The organism is Limosilactobacillus reuteri (genome assembly GCF_034259105.1).
GTDB classification, from domain to species: domain Bacteria; phylum Bacillota; class Bacilli; order Lactobacillales; family Lactobacillaceae; genus Limosilactobacillus; species Limosilactobacillus reuteri_G.
The window spans coordinates 69,337-85,030 of record NZ_CP139477.1; the positions used below are offsets into that span (position 1 = coordinate 69,337).

Annotated in this window: 16 protein-coding genes and 5 pseudogenes; 13 read left to right on the forward strand and 8 right to left on the reverse strand. The window is 38.4% G+C overall.

What is annotated here, in order from left to right:
- Window position 1 precedes the first annotated feature (1 nt).
- The 7 genes and pseudogenes from SH603_RS00830 to SH603_RS00860 all read left to right on the forward strand — a co-directional run.
- Complete coding sequence (locus SH603_RS00830; RefSeq protein ID WP_003596522.1) at window positions 2-187, forward strand: DUF2273 domain-containing protein; 186 nt, start codon at window positions 2-4, stop codon at window positions 185-187.
- A 27-nt stretch (window positions 188-214) separates the two neighbouring features.
- Window positions 215-757, forward strand: coding sequence for an Asp23/Gls24 family envelope stress response protein (locus tag SH603_RS00835; protein ID WP_321533611.1), 543 nt, complete (start codon window positions 215-217; stop codon window positions 755-757).
- 14 nt (window positions 758-771) lie between these two features.
- A complete protein-coding gene (locus SH603_RS00840) occupies window positions 772-1,005 on the forward strand; it encodes a GlsB/YeaQ/YmgE family stress response membrane protein (RefSeq protein WP_169473866.1) in 234 nt (77 codons plus the stop codon).
- A 224-nt stretch (window positions 1,006-1,229) separates the two neighbouring features.
- Window positions 1,230-2,198, forward strand: coding sequence for an IS30 family transposase (locus SH603_RS00845; RefSeq protein ID WP_321533612.1), 969 nt, complete (start codon window positions 1,230-1,232; stop codon window positions 2,196-2,198).
- Window positions 2,199-2,251: 53 nt separating this feature from the next.
- Window positions 2,252-3,623: pseudogene (locus SH603_RS00850) on the forward strand (sugar porter family MFS transporter).
- Window positions 3,624-3,644: 21 nt separating this feature from the next.
- Entirely contained in the window at window positions 3,645-4,661 is a 1,017-nt protein-coding gene (locus SH603_RS00855) for a polysaccharide pyruvyl transferase family protein (protein WP_321533613.1), read from the forward strand.
- A 133-nt stretch (window positions 4,662-4,794) separates the two neighbouring features.
- Window positions 4,795-5,700 (forward strand): annotated as a pseudogene (locus SH603_RS00860) (IS30 family transposase); the annotation flags it as partial.
- Between the two features lie 292 nt (window positions 5,701-5,992).
- Here the strand turns inward: SH603_RS00860 and SH603_RS00865 are convergent.
- Window positions 5,993-6,883, reverse strand: a complete 891-nt coding sequence (locus SH603_RS00865) for a phage capsid protein (RefSeq protein WP_321533614.1) — start codon at window positions 6,881-6,883, stop codon at window positions 5,993-5,995.
- Window positions 6,884-6,895: 12 nt separating this feature from the next.
- Window positions 6,896-7,543 (reverse strand): DUF4355 domain-containing protein, encoded by a 648-nt coding sequence (locus SH603_RS00870; protein WP_321533615.1) that lies wholly within the window; start codon window positions 7,541-7,543, stop codon window positions 6,896-6,898.
- Window positions 7,544-7,720: 177 nt separating this feature from the next.
- On the opposite strand from SH603_RS00870, the gene SH603_RS00875 reads away from it, so the two are divergent.
- The 6 genes and pseudogenes from SH603_RS00875 (at window position 7,721) to SH603_RS00900 (ending at window position 12,322) form a co-directional block, all read left to right on the forward strand.
- On the forward strand, window positions 7,721-8,851 hold the full coding sequence (locus SH603_RS00875; RefSeq protein ID WP_013923736.1) for an IS30 family transposase: 1,131 nt from the start codon (window positions 7,721-7,723) through the stop codon (window positions 8,849-8,851).
- A gap of 329 nt (window positions 8,852-9,180) precedes the next feature.
- Entirely contained in the window at window positions 9,181-9,429 is a 249-nt protein-coding gene (locus SH603_RS00880; protein WP_169473876.1) for a GlsB/YeaQ/YmgE family stress response membrane protein, read from the forward strand.
- A 110-nt stretch (window positions 9,430-9,539) separates the two neighbouring features.
- Window positions 9,540-9,950, forward strand: a pseudogene (locus SH603_RS00885) (ParA family protein); the annotation flags it as partial.
- Complete coding sequence (locus SH603_RS00890; protein ID WP_169477485.1) at window positions 9,950-10,324, forward strand: DUF5388 domain-containing protein; 375 nt, start codon at window positions 9,950-9,952, stop codon at window positions 10,322-10,324. The pseudogene SH603_RS00885 and the gene SH603_RS00890, both read left to right, overlap by 1 nt.
- 129 nt (window positions 10,325-10,453) lie before the next feature.
- Window positions 10,454-10,687: a hypothetical protein gene (locus SH603_RS00895; protein WP_225436858.1), complete on the forward strand. Its 234-nt coding sequence runs from the start codon at window positions 10,454-10,456 to the stop codon at window positions 10,685-10,687.
- Window positions 10,688-10,900: 213 nt separating this feature from the next.
- A complete protein-coding gene (locus SH603_RS00900) occupies window positions 10,901-12,322 on the forward strand; it encodes a sugar porter family MFS transporter (protein WP_419182110.1) in 1,422 nt (473 codons plus the stop codon).
- A 201-nt stretch (window positions 12,323-12,523) separates the two neighbouring features.
- Here SH603_RS00900 and SH603_RS00905 read toward each other — a convergent pair.
- From SH603_RS00905 to SH603_RS00930, 6 genes and pseudogenes are all read right to left on the reverse strand, one after another.
- Window positions 12,524-12,628: pseudogene (locus SH603_RS00905) on the reverse strand (serine hydrolase); the annotation flags it as partial.
- 96 nt (window positions 12,629-12,724) lie between these two features.
- Window positions 12,725-14,056, reverse strand: a complete 1,332-nt coding sequence (locus SH603_RS00910; protein WP_321533616.1) for an ISL3 family transposase — start codon at window positions 14,054-14,056, stop codon at window positions 12,725-12,727.
- A 116-nt stretch (window positions 14,057-14,172) separates the two neighbouring features.
- Complete coding sequence (locus tag SH603_RS00915; RefSeq protein WP_225436829.1) at window positions 14,173-14,391, reverse strand: IS3 family transposase; 219 nt, start codon at window positions 14,389-14,391, stop codon at window positions 14,173-14,175.
- A 169-nt stretch (window positions 14,392-14,560) separates the two neighbouring features.
- Window positions 14,561-14,785 (reverse strand): hypothetical protein, encoded by a 225-nt coding sequence (locus SH603_RS00920; RefSeq protein WP_243678931.1) that lies wholly within the window; start codon window positions 14,783-14,785, stop codon window positions 14,561-14,563.
- 30 nt (window positions 14,786-14,815) lie between these two features.
- Window positions 14,816-15,136, reverse strand: a pseudogene (locus SH603_RS00925) (hypothetical protein); the annotation flags it as partial.
- Complete coding sequence (locus SH603_RS00930; RefSeq protein WP_002331365.1) at window positions 15,064-15,597, reverse strand: helix-turn-helix domain-containing protein; 534 nt, start codon at window positions 15,595-15,597, stop codon at window positions 15,064-15,066. The pseudogene SH603_RS00925 and the gene SH603_RS00930, both read right to left, overlap by 73 nt.
- Between the last annotated feature and the right edge of the window lie 97 nt (window positions 15,598-15,694).

Below are 15,694 nucleotides of genomic sequence, written 5' to 3' on the forward strand. Positions count from 1 at the left end.
CGTGACCGAACTCATTAAAGCCTATTTTTGGCCACTAATTGGTGGAATTATGGGATTGCTCTTAGCGGTCCTTATCATCACTTTTGGATTTTTCAAGACGCTTTTTGTTTTGATTTTTATGGCAATCGGGATTACCGCGGGTTATTATATTCAAAAAACTGGTATCTTAACAAATGTTTTTAAATAACTGTTTGAATTATAAGGAGGAAAAATTATGCAGAATGTAACGCCAAGTGAGAAAACAACAACTAACGAAAAGTCTGGTGTTAAAGGCAATTTAACATTTGATGATAAGGTTATTCAAAAGATCATTGGTATCGCACTTTCTGAAGTAGATGGCTTATTAACCGTAGATGGCGGCTTTTTCTCAAATATTGCTGAAAAACTAGTTAATACTTCAGATGTCACATCAGGAATTGATGTAGAGGTTGGAAAAAAGCAGGTTGCAGTGGATCTCGACATTGTTGCTGAATACGGCATTGATATTTCTAAACTGTATGACAAGATCAAAAATGTTATCGTTCGGGAAGTAAAGAATATGACCGAATTAGAAGTAATTGAGGTAAATGTGAATGTTGTTGATATCAAGACAAAGGAGCAATATGAAAAAGATTCGACTTCTCTGCAAGATCGCGTGAGCGATGCCACAGACAAAACGAAGGAAGCCGTCAGTAAGGGCGCAAAGAAATCGAAGGAAAAATTAGGTGACAGCGTTGATAAAGTAACGTCTGACAATAAATCTAGTCGTGTTAACTAAGGGAGTGAGTAAATATGGGACTTATTTGGTCATTAATCGTTGGGGCAATCATTGGGGCCATTGCTGGCGCAGCTGCTATGGGCTGGATTGCAAACATCGTAGCTGGTTTAATCGGTGCGTGGATTGGTCAAGGGCTTCTTGGCACTTGGGGCCCTTCGTTAGCTGGCATGGCCATTATTCCGTCAATTATAGGCGCAATAGTTGTTGTAGCAGTAGTTTCTTTCTTTTTAAGTCGTAGCACAAGATAAATTTTTTACCTATATGTTAAACTTTTTAACAATCTTTTAAATGAATCCATGGTTGTTATTGGCTGGTCAGTTACTGTAGTAATTGGCTTTTTTATAAATGTTCTAATTTAATTTCATGTAAAGCCACTTTAATTATCGTCGTTTGTAAAATTAAGTTAGAAAAAGTAAAAAGCCATTTGTGATAGACTTTTGAATATCCCTAATCCAAAGAAAGGCAATCACAAATGACCTATAAACATCTTACCACACGTGAATTAACTCTCATAGCTGATTTTTGGTATCAAGGTACTAAAGCTTATCGGGCTGCTAAATTACTTCAGCGTAGTCAAGAAACCATCTATCGTGTTTATCGTTTCCTCAACGACGGTAAAACCATCGACCAATATCTTCAGACTTATCAGCGTCATAAGCGTCGTTGTGGTCGGAAGCAGACCCAACTGCCAACTATCGAAGTTAACTATATCCATGCGCAAATCAAGGCAGGTTGGACTCCTGATACTATTATTGGTCGTCATGAACACCCAATTAGCTGCAGTATGCGCACCCTTTATCGCATGTTTGCCCGCAATCAGTATGGCTTTTCCGTTAAACAGCTACCGATGAAAGGAAAACGCCATCCCAATGGCTATGTGGAACATCGTGGTAAAGCTGGCCAATTAGGACGCAGTATCTATCAACGATATCGTGATTTTCCGCATTACCAACATGAATTTGGGCACTTTGAAGCTGATACAGTTCAAGGTAAAGCTCACCGCGGAGCGGTAATGACGCTAGTAGAGCGACAATCCAAAGTAATGATTGTCCTTAATATTCATCATAAAACAGACGAAGCAGTGAATTGCCAGCTTGATCAATGGCTCGCTAAACTGCCACGTCACTTTGTTAAATCAATTACTTTTGATAACGGGAAAGAATTTGCTGGATGGCGAGAAATAGCCAATAAGTATGATCTTCACACCTATTTTGCGGAAGTCGGTGCTCCCAATCAACGAGGGCTAAACGAAAATAATAACGGCCTCTTGCGTCGTGATGGTCTTAGTAAAAAGCTAGATTTTCGCGATTTGCCAGACGAACTAGTCACTCAGCTAATGCATCATCGCAACAATATCCCACGAAAATCTCTTAATTATCGTACACCATTAGAAGTATTCTTGAGTCATGTCACAGAAGAACAACTTTCACCTTTTTTCTAATTTAAATTGACATTTCAGGTATTAACAAGCTGAAAGAAGTGGACGAATTGGCTATACAAAATAGAAGTAGCAGGAAATATGGATTATTAAATTACAGTGTTTACGTCATATCTTTGGGAGGATTCCTATTTGGGTATGATACTGGTGTTATCAATGGATCTTTGGCTTTTATGAGCAAGACTAGCCAATTAAATCTAACTCTTTCCCGTCAGGGAATCGTGTCAAGCTCTTTAGTCTTAGGGGCTTGCCTTGGTGCATTCCTATGTGGAAAATATGCTGATAAATATGGCAGAAAGGTTACACTTCGTTGGGTTGCAGTTATCTTTACACTGGCAAATGTATGTTGCGCATTATCACTCAATTATATCTTTATGACCACATTTAGATTTATCCTGGGACTAGCTGTTGGTGCTGCCTCAAGTCTTTCTCCAATGTATCTTGCAGAAATATCCCCAAAAGAAGTTCGTGCTAGCAAAGTCAATAAGAATGCAATTTTTATCGTTTTAGGACAACTAGTAGCGTTTATTATGAATGCCCTTTTTAGGCAGTCTATGGGGTTGCTGGGATCAAATTTGGCGTGTTATGATTTTAATGGCATGTGTCCCCTCTATTATCTTATGGATTAATTCATTCAATATTGCTGGGAGTCCTAACTGGTTAGTACAAAGAGGGCATTTAAAAAGAGCACGTAATTTAGCTAATCGACTAGGATTCAAAAAACAAACTGCTAACAGGATCATTGATGGGCGTAAAAAGAATATCAAAACAGAGACAAAGCTCACTTGGAACCAAATCTTTTCGAATAAACGATTAGTCTACTTACTCTTGATTGGAATCGTTATTGCCTTGATTCAACAAGTATCGGGTATTAATACAGTTATGTATTATGGCTCTATCTTGTTAGAAAAGGTTGGTATGGGAGAACGGGGTTCTTTGTATGCGAATATACTAATCGGCTTAACATCTGTCATCGCTAGTATCTTTGGAACCAGAATGATTGCCAATCACAACCATCTGAAAATGTTAAAAATTGGGTTAATGGGTAATATTATCTTTTTAGCATTGTTAGGGGTTATCATGCACGCAAACATGCTGCCACAGGTAGTTACAAATACTTTGGTTCTAGCAATGCTTGTCCTGTTTATAGCGAACCATCAAGGTATTGTTAGCCCTGTTACTTGGTTGATTATGGCAGAAATGTTCCCTAATAGTGTCAAAGCAAAATTTATGTCAATTGCTACAGCAACCACATGGATCACTAATTTTTCAATTAGCTTAGTTTACCCATTGCTAATTAATGCTTTAGGAACAGCCACTGTCTTTTTTGTATTTGCCATAACAAATGGGTGCAGTTTATTTCTTTCCTTGACTGTTATTAATCAAGAGAAAATGGAAAAATCCTATCAGGAAAGTTCCAGCAAATAAAATTAAATGGAGGAAAATAATATGGCCAACTTTTATATCAATCCTAATAACGTTGTACACGAATTGCCTAAAAACAATCAGCCCAAATTTTTTATGTTTGGTGTTCCTAGCTACACCAATCTTGGTGACCAGGCAATATCATTAGCCGAACGAAAATATGTCGAAGCTGAGTTTCCAGAATACCAATATATTGAAATAGTGGAGGAAGATGATGATGAGGCTATTCCTGTTGTAAAGAAAAATCTAAGTAGTGCAGATATTATTGCCTTTACGGGTGGTGGCAATATGGGAAATCTCTATTTAGACCATGAAAAAGCACGTAGAAAAGTATTTTCAACTTTTACTGATAACCTAACTATCTCATTCCCACAGTCTATTCATTTTGAGGACAATGAAGCTGGTCTTTATGAACGAAAGTTAAGTCAAGAGGCTTACCAAAAAAACCCCAATTTAGTTTTAGTAGCCCGAGATGCACAGAGCTACCATAGAATGCAGACTATTTTCAACAATAAAGTCATTTTTACACCTGATATGGTTTTATATATGCAATCTAAGAAATTCCCAAAATTGAAGCGTCAAGGGTCATTATTTGTTCTCAGACGGGACGCTGAAAAAGTCGTTAAAGATAAGGTTATCCAAAACATGAAGGCTTTGCTGAGAGCCTACCAACCTATTAAATTTACGGATACTGTTTTAGATACGGTTAAAACTATTACACCTGATACCCGTGAAAAATTATTCAGAAAAGAATTAAGCCTATTTTCAGGTCAAAAGTTAATTATTACTGATCGATGGCACGCAATGGTATTCTCAGTTTTAACTGGAACACCTTGTTTACTAATGGGAAACAGTTATGGGAAAGGTAAGCACGCTTACTATGATTGGCTAGAGTATATCAACTGGGTTAGTTATACCGATGAGGAAGATACCGAAAGGATTAAACAACAAATAAACGCGGTCATGGAAGCCAAAACTCACGCTTATGATCTTATCCCTGATTTTAAACAGTTACATGATTTAATTGCACATAATCGGTAGGAAAAAGTCAACTTTTTGATAACATTTGTCATTTGGTAGATTGTAAAATTAATCCGAACGCTGTTCGGACAAAAAAGATCAGCTTCCTTTAAAATGGTGTTTACCACAAACCCATCTTTTAGGAGCTGATCTTTTGTCTAGTATAACCTATTCCGAACGAATTAAAATCGAAACCTTTTGTGAACTAGGGCTGTCCAATATCCAAATGGGCGTTCGGCTGAACCGATCACCGTCAACAATTTCTTATGAATTATCTCGATGTCAACCTTATTAGGCTGAATTAGCACAAACAGATGCCGAATACAAGCGATCACGATGTGGTCGGAAAACTAAGCTGAGCGATGAGTTAAAGCAAAAAATTATCAACCATTTACGTCTAAGCTGGTCACCAGGAATGATTGCTCACGAATTTAAACTAGCTACTAAATCTATTTATAATTGGCTAAATCAGGGGAGAATTGGTTTCTCCTTGAATGATCTACCTGAACATAGCGTACGCCAACGGCGTAACGTTGACCAACGATCCAAATATAATCAATCTTTGGGGCGATCAATTGAACAGCGTCCCATGATGATTAATCAACGTAATCGCATCGGCGATTTTGAACTAGATACAGTCGTTGGTCCTCGTGGGCATAGTAAGGCAGTTTTATTAACTTTAATCGATCGCAAATCACGGTTCCTTTGGGCATACCGGTTAAAAGATCGGACGACAGCGACTGTTAATGAAGCACTAACTAAGTTCCTAACCACTTTTAATGGTCAGGTGCACAGCTTTACTGTGGACCGTGGCACTGGGTTTAGTGGGCTAGTATCACTTGAATCACAATATGGTATTAAGACCTATTACTGCCATGCTTATACTCCAGCTGAACGTGGTAGTAATGAACGCTTTAATCGGAATTTACGTTATTTTTATCCTAAAGGGACTCGTTTTGAGCACATTAGTGCTCAAGATTTAACGACGACGTTACTCCAAATTAACCAGCGACCGCTTAAAATACTCGACTGGCAAACACCGTATCAGGTTATGCTGAGCTTTTGCGATTGCATCATTAATTCTTTCAGTAATATAGTCATCACTGAAGCTTTGAAAAATTTTATAATCGCTTTTCACATCAGCAATTGTAGGTGTTTCCGCCATTGCTAATTACCTCCTATTTACCAGGTCCGCTGGTTGATGAGCTACCTGATACGCCTGAAGCTTTAGCTTTAGGTGAATTGATAGTTGGGACAACATAATCAGTTCCTACTTTAAAACCATATTTAACTAATTGAATGTTACGTGGGTCATAGGATACTTGGAATAACGGCTTAGTTCCCGCTGCCAGTCAGCTAAATAAGCTGTCGGGCTTAGTTTGAGTCAAGTCAACATCTGTTCCGGCAACGTGGCAAGTAACTACTCGTTTCTGAATAATGGCTACCATGCCGCCCTTTTGAAATTCGTCACGTTGAACAACTAGGCCATTAGTCGGAGTAGCAGTTGCATAATCAATGGCTCCAGGGCCGAAGATGAGTGCATAAGTAGTTCCATCAGAAGCAACCGGAATGCTATCATCTTGAATGATGCTCATACCTTGATAAGTGGCAATTGGAGTAGCTGCGCCAGCAGGTTGCAGGTATTCAATCAATTGTTGTTCACGCATTTCTGAATAAGCTGCTGAGTTAACAACTAATGTCGATAAGGTGTTATCCATTACATCACCCATGCCGGCAAGTGCTTTAACAAAGTCTGAGGCGGATAATTCTTTTTCAGAACCCATACCATAAGTCTTGGCAGTCGCGATATCAGTATTGTTAAAAGTGGCTTTAACAGTATCTAAAAGAATCTTTGTATCTTGGTGAGTCCACCAGTTGCCAAAGCGATTAGCAATCTGCTGTTGGGTACTTGCACCAGAAATTAAATCTCCCCAGTCAGTATTACCGAATGACTTGCTTTGATACATCTTAATGCCGTATTCCATAGCAGAATCAACACCATTAGTTTGAATATCGTTAGTATCATTCCATTCATCTGCATCACCGCTTAAATCATTCATTGCAGGGATCTCAACTGATCGTCCTGGTTGAAGCAATCGGCCACCTAATACTGGATCGTTTTTTAGCACACCAGATTGAACAAATCGATTAGTTTGAATATTTTGACGATAGATCCAGTCTAGAAAGACTGTTGGTTCAATTAAATTACTAAAATTCGTAGGGTTTCCGTTAATTACGGTCATTACCTACACCTCCTATTTAAGTTTGTTGTACAAATCTGGGTTTTGACGATAAAGGTTAGTCTGCTCTTCAAGGCTCATCTGCGCAAAATCTTCGCGTGTCATAGAAGCGTTAAATTGTTGACCGCCATTCTGTGGTGATTGATTACCCGTAACTTTCTTTTCAACAGCTTCCTGAACAGCTTTGATAAATAAGTTTGTAAACTTATCTAAGTTATTGTTACGAACATTTTCTTTAACATCACTAATAAACTCCGCAAATTCAGCTGGAATGTACTTGTCAGTTAGAACAGTTTTAGTTGCAGCTAAAGCATCCTTACGATCAGCTTCATCTAATTTTTCTTGAAGACGGTCTTGCTGTTCTTTTAAGGCTTGTCGTTGCTCTTCTAAATCGGCTTGGGCTTTCTCACTAGCATTCATGCTGGCTCGTTTTTCACCCTTTTCAAGCCATTCTTGTTCCTTTTGCTTAAGCTCCTTTTCAAAATCATCCCGCAGATTGCTTTCTACTTCTTTAGCCTTAGAGGCCATCATCTTTCCAATATCATCCTGTGTGTAGGTCATGCCAGCTGGCTTTGGATTTTTACCATCAGGATTTGGGTTGGAATCGTTTGGCTTAGGTTCTGGGTTAGGATCAGCAAAAAATTGCAAATTTGTTTTCATCATCAAAACTTCTTTTTAAGTCCGTAGACTAAATTGTTTGTAAGTGCAATAACTAAATCAATTAGGTGGATTATAGAATGAAGTTAGCCACCCAGTTGGTGGTAAATAAAAAACGCCATTCGGCGTGACATCAGGTATCATATTAAGTGAACCAAACCTATATGAAAGGATGTCCGTCAAATGACGCACTTAAATGATACCATGTCTACTAGTTTATTGACTACTCATAAAAAGAATGCTCATCTTACTAAAGAAGAACGTGTGATGATTGCGACTTTAAAGTCGCAAGGACTTTCCAATCGCGCAATTGGTCGCCAATTAGGAGTTAATCATCAAACAATTAATAACGAGCTCAACCGTGGTACGGTCCGCCAACTTCGTCGTCAAAAATCTAATGGTAAGATTTACGAATATTCTTACTACATCTATAGTTATGAAGCTGGTCAGGCCACATATCTTGAACATCACCGCCATTCTGGTCGTCGTCGCTTATATTATTCTTCAAAGCAATTTTTACGATTAGCTGATCAGCTAATGCTTGGTGAGTTTGACGACCACCATTACTCCCCACAAGCGGTTATTTATAAGGCTCGAGATTTAATGAATGATGGCACCCTGATCCCAAAGTCGGTTGTAACTTTATATCAATGGATTAATGAGGGTGTGCTTCGTACGTCCAATTTAGACCTCTTTGAAAAACCTAAACGTAAGCATCATCGAACTCATCCGCAAGCTAAAAGGTGCTTAGGGCCTAATATTGCTCAACGACCTCAAACTGCGGACCAACGGTCCGAAATTGGCCATTGGGAACTAGATACAGTTCAGGGACAGAAAAACGGTAATGACAGTGTTGTACTAGTAATGACTGATCGCCTTTCACGAGTTAATATCACGAGTAAAATTGCTGGTAAAACTGCGCATGCAGTAAATCAGTTCTTTATAAATTTACGCCAGAAAATGGGCACAGATGCTTACTATCGCATCTTTAAGACAATAACCTCTGACAACGGTTCAGAATTTAGTGAGTTAACACAAGTTCACGATCATGTTTTCTATGCTGATCCGTATTCCCCTTGGGAACGTGGATCCAATGAGATCAATAACCGGTTTCTCCGCAAGGAGATTACCAAAGGTGAAGCTATAAATAACTATAGTAGTGCTCAGATCATAGCGACTAATGATTGGATGAATCACTATCCACGAGCTATGTTTAATGGACATTCGTCAATGGATATCTATCGTAAGGCCTTCTACCAAGAGATATCACAGCTCCATCAACCAATAATCAATTGGTCAGTATTATTTATTTGAGTCCAGTGGCTAACTTATTCTTGAAATTTAGGAACTAAATCAATTATTCTTTAACGCCTGTAATTGAGAAAAAGGCAAATCAAAAATTTCTATTTTAAAAAGAATGGCACAATCGAATAATTTGTATGCAAATATTCAATGGCCTATAATTAGATTTAGAAGGATGCAATTTAGATAATGGAGGATTTGATATGAAAAGATTTGGACTTTGGTCAAAAATATCAATTATCATTTCTATATCTCAACTTTTATTAGCCATTTTTAAAGAAATTCAAAACTATAACAAATCTAAAAAACATCCTTCGAAAAATAAGAGAGGATGATGTTTTATGCATTGGTTATGGGTTTTAATTATTGGTGCCATCATTGGTGCTATTGCTGGAGCAATTACTAGCAAAGGAAAATCAATGGGGTGGATTGCTAATATTGTTGCCGGATTAGTTGGTTCCTCTATTGGAGAAGCTATACTCGGATCTTGGGGCCCTCAATTAGCCGGAATGGCAATTATTCCTTCAATTATTGGAGCAGTAATTGTTGTTGCTTTAGTTTCTTTCTTTGTCGGTAAATTAAAGAATTAGTTTTTAAGCTTCATTTAAGATTCTTATACTAAATTATAGATGCTAACTTAGTTAGCACCCCTCGACTTTGTTGTGAGCGAAGCCGATTAATAATATTCCTGACCCACTTAGTTTTAATGGACTCCGCTATTTACGCGACTGACTTTGTTATCATCGTCCTCCAGACGCAGCAACGGTCACTGGATGGTGTCGAGACTTTCTTTGAGTACCTCCAGCAGATGTACAACGACTACGCAAACGTCGACTTTGATATCCTTGGTGTCCTAGCCGTTCTGCTGAAGAACAACGCAGGCCTCGATAGTCAAATCTTAAAAGACGCGGAAACAGACTTCGGTAAGGATATGCTCTTTGACCAGATCATTCGACACATGGAGCGACTCAAGCGTTATGACCGGACTGGGATCGCCGAGAAGAGCTTGACCAAGTACGACATGCACGATACTCGGCTGCATTATATTTACAACACGCTGACGAAGGAAATCGTCTCACGCTTAAAGGACAAAGGGGTTGAATTGAAATAATGGCCAAGCTTGAGTTTAACAAGAGCGCTAAGAAAAAATCGCCAAGACCGATTACAGAAACGAAGATCTCCAAGCCCAAAGAGACCTACAACCCCGCGAAGATGACGAAACAAGTCGAAGCTGAATTTCAAAAGCAGCCAAAGAAAAAACGCCCAGTCGGACGGCCCAAGAGTGGGCGAAAATCCTACCAGACGGTACGATTGCAGAAGAAAACGGTATTGAAGATCAATGCCCTGGAGAATGCTCTTGGGGTGCCAACCCAAGACGCCACGGTTGACCAGGCTATTGAACGGGTGCTCAACTCATTGAACGCTGATGAGAAGCGATCATATGAGTTGTGGCTCGAAATGTTTGAGAAAAAAGAAGGAAAATAACCACTATTACCCCAACCATAGAAATATCTAAAAGATAATAAAATAATTACCAAAAAAACGATTGATATAATCTTGGATTATTATATTAGTGACCTTTATCGAAACGTATATTATAAGGTCTATCATGAAATGACGGAAAAGGAACGTCAGTTTGCGCAAGCAATGGTAAAGGTGGGGCATCCCAAGGCGAAAGCACAGGAGATCGGTCATCAAATGGGTCAGAAGCCGGGTTATATTTCTGTTTATCAGCGCAAGTTAATTGATGATCAGATTATTATGCCGGCTAGTTATGGCTATGTGCAATTTATGTTGCCATTTTTTGACCGGTTTGTTGAGAAACAAATCATGTTTGATGAATTTTAAGATTCTCGGTATCTTACTGCTAAATCGACTTACTAAAAGCAATCGTGTTAAGTCAACTACTCGTTTTGTTAGCCAGTGAGCATTCGTAATGGTTGTTTGTGTTATACTAAAATTGTTAATTAGGAGAGTGCAAGCAATTCCCTCAACAACAAAGCCCCTCAATTTGCTTTGTTGCAGATGGGTGCTTTGTTGTCTTCCCTAAATTTAAAGAGGATGATCCTTATTAGGAGCCATATAATAAGACGATTAAGGAAAATTGCGTTAATTGTGACATTAGGTGGATTACTTTTCGGTGTTGATACTGGGGTGATCAATGGGGCGATCCCATATATGGCCTCACCGCAACAACTTGATCTAACCCCTACGGAAGAGGGATTAGTTACTTCAGGGATTACGTTAGGTGCAGCGCTCGGCTCCCTAGCTGCCGGTAAATTAGCAGATCGGTATGGGCGTAAACACCTTTTGATTGGACTAGCAGTACTATTCTTCGCTGGAACTCTTTGTTGCTCAATGGCACCCAATGCAATTTTAATGATCATTTTTCGCATTTTACTTGGCTTAGCGGTTGGCGGTGCATCGGTAATTGTGCCTGCCTACTTAGCTGAAATTGCGACGGCTTCAACACGTGGTCGATTAGTTACTCAAAATGAACTAATGATTACTGGTGGTCAGCTACTCGCCTTTACCGTCAATGCCTTATTAGACTCATGCTTTCCGCAGGTCGGCAATATTTGGCGGTATATGATTGCATTTGGGATGATTCCGTCAATTATGCTCTTTATTGGTATGTGGCGGGTACCGGAATCGCCCCGCTGGCTGGTCATGAAGGGCAAACAAAAGTCGGCATTAGAAGTATTGCAACGGATTCGGTCCAGCCATCAACAAAGCTTGCAGGAAATTCAAAGTGTTGATAGCGTCATGAAACGGGATAAAGATATTAAACGCGCCCATTTTCGTGACTTATCCCTTCCCTGGATGCGCAACTTAGTACTGATTGGGATCGGACTAGGAATTGTGCAACAGTTTGTTGGAATTAACATCATGATGTATTATGGTACCAGCATTTTAATGAAGGTTGGTTTTGGCCATCGAGCAGCCTTGATTGCTAATATTGGTAATGGATTAACCTCGTTTATTGCTACGGCGGTCGGAATGAAGTTGATGGATACCGTTAACCGGCGGCGGATGTTACTAATCGGAATTATCGGAACTAGTAGTTCAATGGCGATGTTGACGTTGGCACTTATTTGGTTAAAGGGAACCATCGTCTTACCATACGTAGTTATTTCGATGACGATGTGTTTTCTTGCCTTCTTCCAGTCTTGTGTCTCACCGACTACCTGGGTGTTACTCTCAGAAATCTTCCCGCAAAGCTTACGGAGCCTTGGCATGGGGATTTCGACGTTTTGTCTCTGGCTTGCTAATTTTATGGTTGGGTTCACCTTCCCAATTATGATGGCTCACTGGGGTGGTGTTGGAACGTTTGTCTTCTTTATTACCTGCAACATTCTCTCATTGTTCTTTGCTTATAGCTTCGTTCCAGAAACTCAGGGAAAGACCCTCGAGCAAATTCAAATTGAACTACGGCAACGGACAACGATTAAGCGGCATCATCACCACCACCCCGATGAATAGCTATGGTACTAATTGGCATAATAACAAAAATTAGAAAAGTACGAAAATTTTCTGGAACCTGTAATATTTAGTATCCAATAAGCTTTCTTAAATTAAATATTATGATCTCTTTAAAAATAAGAAGAACACTTTGAATAATTGAAAATACCACCCGACAAATATCTGTATTTGGCAGGTGGTACTTTTTAAATATTAAATTGATCATTCGTCCATATAATTATGCAAGATGTCATCTGAGGCTGATTTAAGGGTTAGGTAATTAATATTATTTGAAAACAGCATGATCATTCGCTTTGTTTTGTAATTGGTAGATTGTAAATTCGTCAGATAAATAAAAGCAAGCACCTATGTAAAAAAGGGCTCTTCGTCAAGAAGTACTGATGAGAAAATAAAATAATTTTACTAAGCAGCTTGTGCCTGGACTTTGGCATGAGCTGTTTGTTTATTTCTCCAGTTTATTGCAATGTAGGTATTTGGTAATGCAAGGAGGATTCTAATTCGGAAATTAAAGAAATTACGAAAGCCATAAGCAGTTCGTTTAATAACTTTAATTTTATTGTTAGTTCCTTCAACGGGACCATTTGTATAGGTATCATATTTAAAACTATTGTAAATTTCTTGTTTATGTCTGCGAAGAGTACGCTGAACTTTTTGCAGTGCTTGGGGAAGCTGCGTCCATTTAATCGCGAGTAAGTTTTTTAATTCTTTCTTACTACGATGAGCAATCACCAGAATTAAGTTTTGATAGTATTCATAAGCCCTTTTTAGTTCATTATCAAAGCTTAGAAGACGATGAATGACTTCCACATCGGTTAATTGAGCGTAACTAAAGTTACGCCTTGACCAATAATTATCATATTTAAGCTCATTAGCAGGCGTTAGGAGTAATTTCCAAAAGTGCTTAAGTGCACGCCATTTATGAGTGCCAGCACCGGCACGATTCATTACTTGGATCCTAATTTTGTTAAATGCACGATATGCTTGAGCAACAATATGAAAATGATCAGCGATAATTAAAGCGTGGGGGAAAAGCTCATGAATCAAATGGCGGTAAGGAGTGTACAAGTCAACCGTTACTGTTTGAACTGCTAAGCGTGCTGAACGGTCATATCGAAGAAAGTATTTTCGCAGATAGCTATTTTTACGTGACAAGATAATATCAAGCGTCCGCTTATTTTCAATATTCATTAGAATCATACTCATTCCGCTGGGGGCAAAGCGACCAGACTTGAAATCATCAAAGGCAATATGGCGAGGTAACCAATGATAGTTAGGCTTAAAAAACTGATCAAGATTTGTAATGACTCGTCTAATTGTCCAGTCAGAGACATTTAATTCTTTGGCTAAATCACTTTGTGATTCGTTTTTTGTTAGAAGCATCATTGCCCGTTGTTTTATCGCTAAAGAGATATGATTACGATAATGAATATCTTCAACGGCTGCTAATTTAGTAACTACTTCAGGGCAAGAAGAAGAAGCTTTACAGATATATTTTTGCTTTTTAATCGACCAGATTGTTGGCTTAAAGTGAAGCTCTGGTCCCAAGCAATTAACTGTTCTATAGCCATTTTTACACATTAAGTGTCCACATTTTGGGCAATGCATGGGGTAAGTTTGAATAAGATGGACAATGATTTGATTAGGTTGATCTTCAATTGGGTTATCAAAATTCTTTTCATCTAGTTTGAGGTAAGGATCTTTAATTCCTAAGATAGTTTTGATAGAATTGTTCATGAAAGATGGTCCTTTCTTAGCGAAGACGGGGTCCAACCATCTTTCGCTTTTTTATTTTAAATTTTAAACAAATAAAGCACTGATGTTAAATTCATCAGTACTTAAAATTGTAGAGCCTAAACTGCTAAGGCATGTTCCCTGTATTCGCAGGGAGTCATGCCTTTTGTTTTCTGTGATATTCGTCGATTGTTAAACCAATCGACGTAATTCTTTGTGATTTCCTTGAATTCTCCAATATCTTTACACTGTGGAAATCCATTAAGACATTCTGTTTTAAGAAGATGAAAGAAGCTTTCAATTGGCGCATTACCAAGACAGTTTCCCTTACGAGACATGCTTTGTATAAATTTTTTTCAGAGAGTTTATCGGTATAGTAATTCAATTGATAATGCCAACCTTGATCTGAATGAATTATTGGTTTTATTCCTTCCGGAATATTTTCTGTGAGTTCATCGAGTGTATCCATAATTAGTTTACTGTTAGGACTATTACTTACTTGAAATGCTAAAACTTCCTTGCTTCGTCAGTAATAGCTGAAACGTAAGCCCACTTAGTATCGGCCAAGCGTACTTGTGTAACATCGGTATGTAATACTTTGAAAGGTACGGTTTCATTAAAATGCTGATGTAGAACGTTACGGGCCACTTTTCCAACTGTACCTTTATAAGATGAATATCTACCATTTCTGTGGCGGTTATAAAGGCTTACTTGAACATTTAATTCATCCATCAAACGACGCACTACGGCGTCTGATAGATGGATATCTAATTTAATGAGCTCTTCTTGAACGCGACGATAACCGTAGGTTAGACGTCCGCGATATCTTCCGCTTTCGGCAATTTTTAGTATCTCTACTTTTACATCTTCATACTTATCTACATAATTTTTGATACGTTTACGTTCATCATGATAAGTCGCTTTCTTAAGTCCAATGGTCTTAAGAATATCGCCGACTTTATACCGGTTAGATTTCGGAAGAGACTCTTGTTCGACCCTGATCTGATCAACTATTTGTGTTTTCTTTCGTCCTTTGAGGTTCCGAACAGGGTCATTGATTTTTTTAAGATTTCGTTTTCCAATTTTGCATCATATAATTCTTGATTCTTTTTCGTCAATTCTTCACGAAGTTGATCGATTTCGTTCTTGTTTACTAACTTACGTAATTTCTTCTTATTATGTTTCACTTTGGTTTTTCTGCCTTTCGGATGAGGCTTCAAGGCTTCTATACCATACTGATTGAAGGCTGTCCTCCAAAGACTGATTTGACAAGAATTAACATCAAATTTTGCGGATACTTCGGCTAAAGTTTCATCATGAGTTTGATAGTAGTTTATCACATCAACTTTAAACTCAACTGAGAAACTTCGTTTAACTCTTCTTCGTTTAAGAGCGTCTGCGCCGCTCAAACGAAAGTTTTGTATCCATCTACCTACTTGTATTCGAGGCAAGTTACGTTTCTTTGAAAGAAGACTGATACTAATGTCACCTTGAAGATATTCACTAACGACTTCTGCTTTTAATTCTGAACTATATTTGACCATAGAAAAAGTGCTCCATAACTGTTAGATTTCTTGTCTAACAATTATGGAGCACTTTAGCAATAATCCCGGTCTTTTTGTTTACTTAATTTTCGAAGAT

Coding starts and splice junctions, on each gene's coding strand:
- SH603_RS00895 (WP_225436858.1), top strand. CDS start 10,454: ATGACGGAAAAGGAACGTCAGTTTGCGCAAGCAATGGTAAAGGTGGGG.
- SH603_RS00855 (WP_321533613.1), top strand. CDS start 3,645: ATGGCCAACTTTTATATCAATCCTAATAACGTTGTACACGAATTGCCT.
- SH603_RS00930 (WP_002331365.1), bottom strand. CDS start 15,597: ATGGTCAAATATAGTTCAGAATTAAAAGCAGAAGTCGTTAGTGAATAT.
- SH603_RS00880 (WP_169473876.1), top strand. CDS start 9,181: ATGCATTGGTTATGGGTTTTAATTATTGGTGCCATCATTGGTGCTATT.
- SH603_RS00890 (WP_169477485.1), top strand. CDS start 9,950: ATGGCCAAGCTTGAGTTTAACAAGAGCGCTAAGAAAAAATCGCCAAGA.
- SH603_RS00845 (WP_321533612.1), top strand. CDS start 1,230: ATGACCTATAAACATCTTACCACACGTGAATTAACTCTCATAGCTGAT.
- SH603_RS00840 (WP_169473866.1), top strand. CDS start 772: ATGGGACTTATTTGGTCATTAATCGTTGGGGCAATCATTGGGGCCATT.
- SH603_RS00915 (WP_225436829.1), bottom strand. CDS start 14,391: ATGTCTCGTAAGGGAAACTGTCTTGGTAATGCGCCAATTGAAAGCTTC.
- SH603_RS00900 (WP_419182110.1), top strand. CDS start 10,901: ATGATCCTTATTAGGAGCCATATAATAAGACGATTAAGGAAAATTGCG.
- SH603_RS00920 (WP_243678931.1), bottom strand. CDS start 14,785: ATGGATGAATTAAATGTTCAAGTAAGCCTTTATAACCGCCACAGAAAT.
- SH603_RS00865 (WP_321533614.1), bottom strand. CDS start 6,883: ATGACCGTAATTAACGGAAACCCTACGAATTTTAGTAATTTAATTGAA.
- SH603_RS00870 (WP_321533615.1), bottom strand. CDS start 7,543: ATGATGAAAACAAATTTGCAATTTTTTGCTGATCCTAACCCAGAACCT.
- SH603_RS00910 (WP_321533616.1), bottom strand. CDS start 14,056: ATGAACAATTCTATCAAAACTATCTTAGGAATTAAAGATCCTTACCTC.
- SH603_RS00835 (WP_321533611.1), top strand. CDS start 215: ATGCAGAATGTAACGCCAAGTGAGAAAACAACAACTAACGAAAAGTCT.
- SH603_RS00875 (WP_013923736.1), top strand. CDS start 7,721: ATGACGCACTTAAATGATACCATGTCTACTAGTTTATTGACTACTCAT.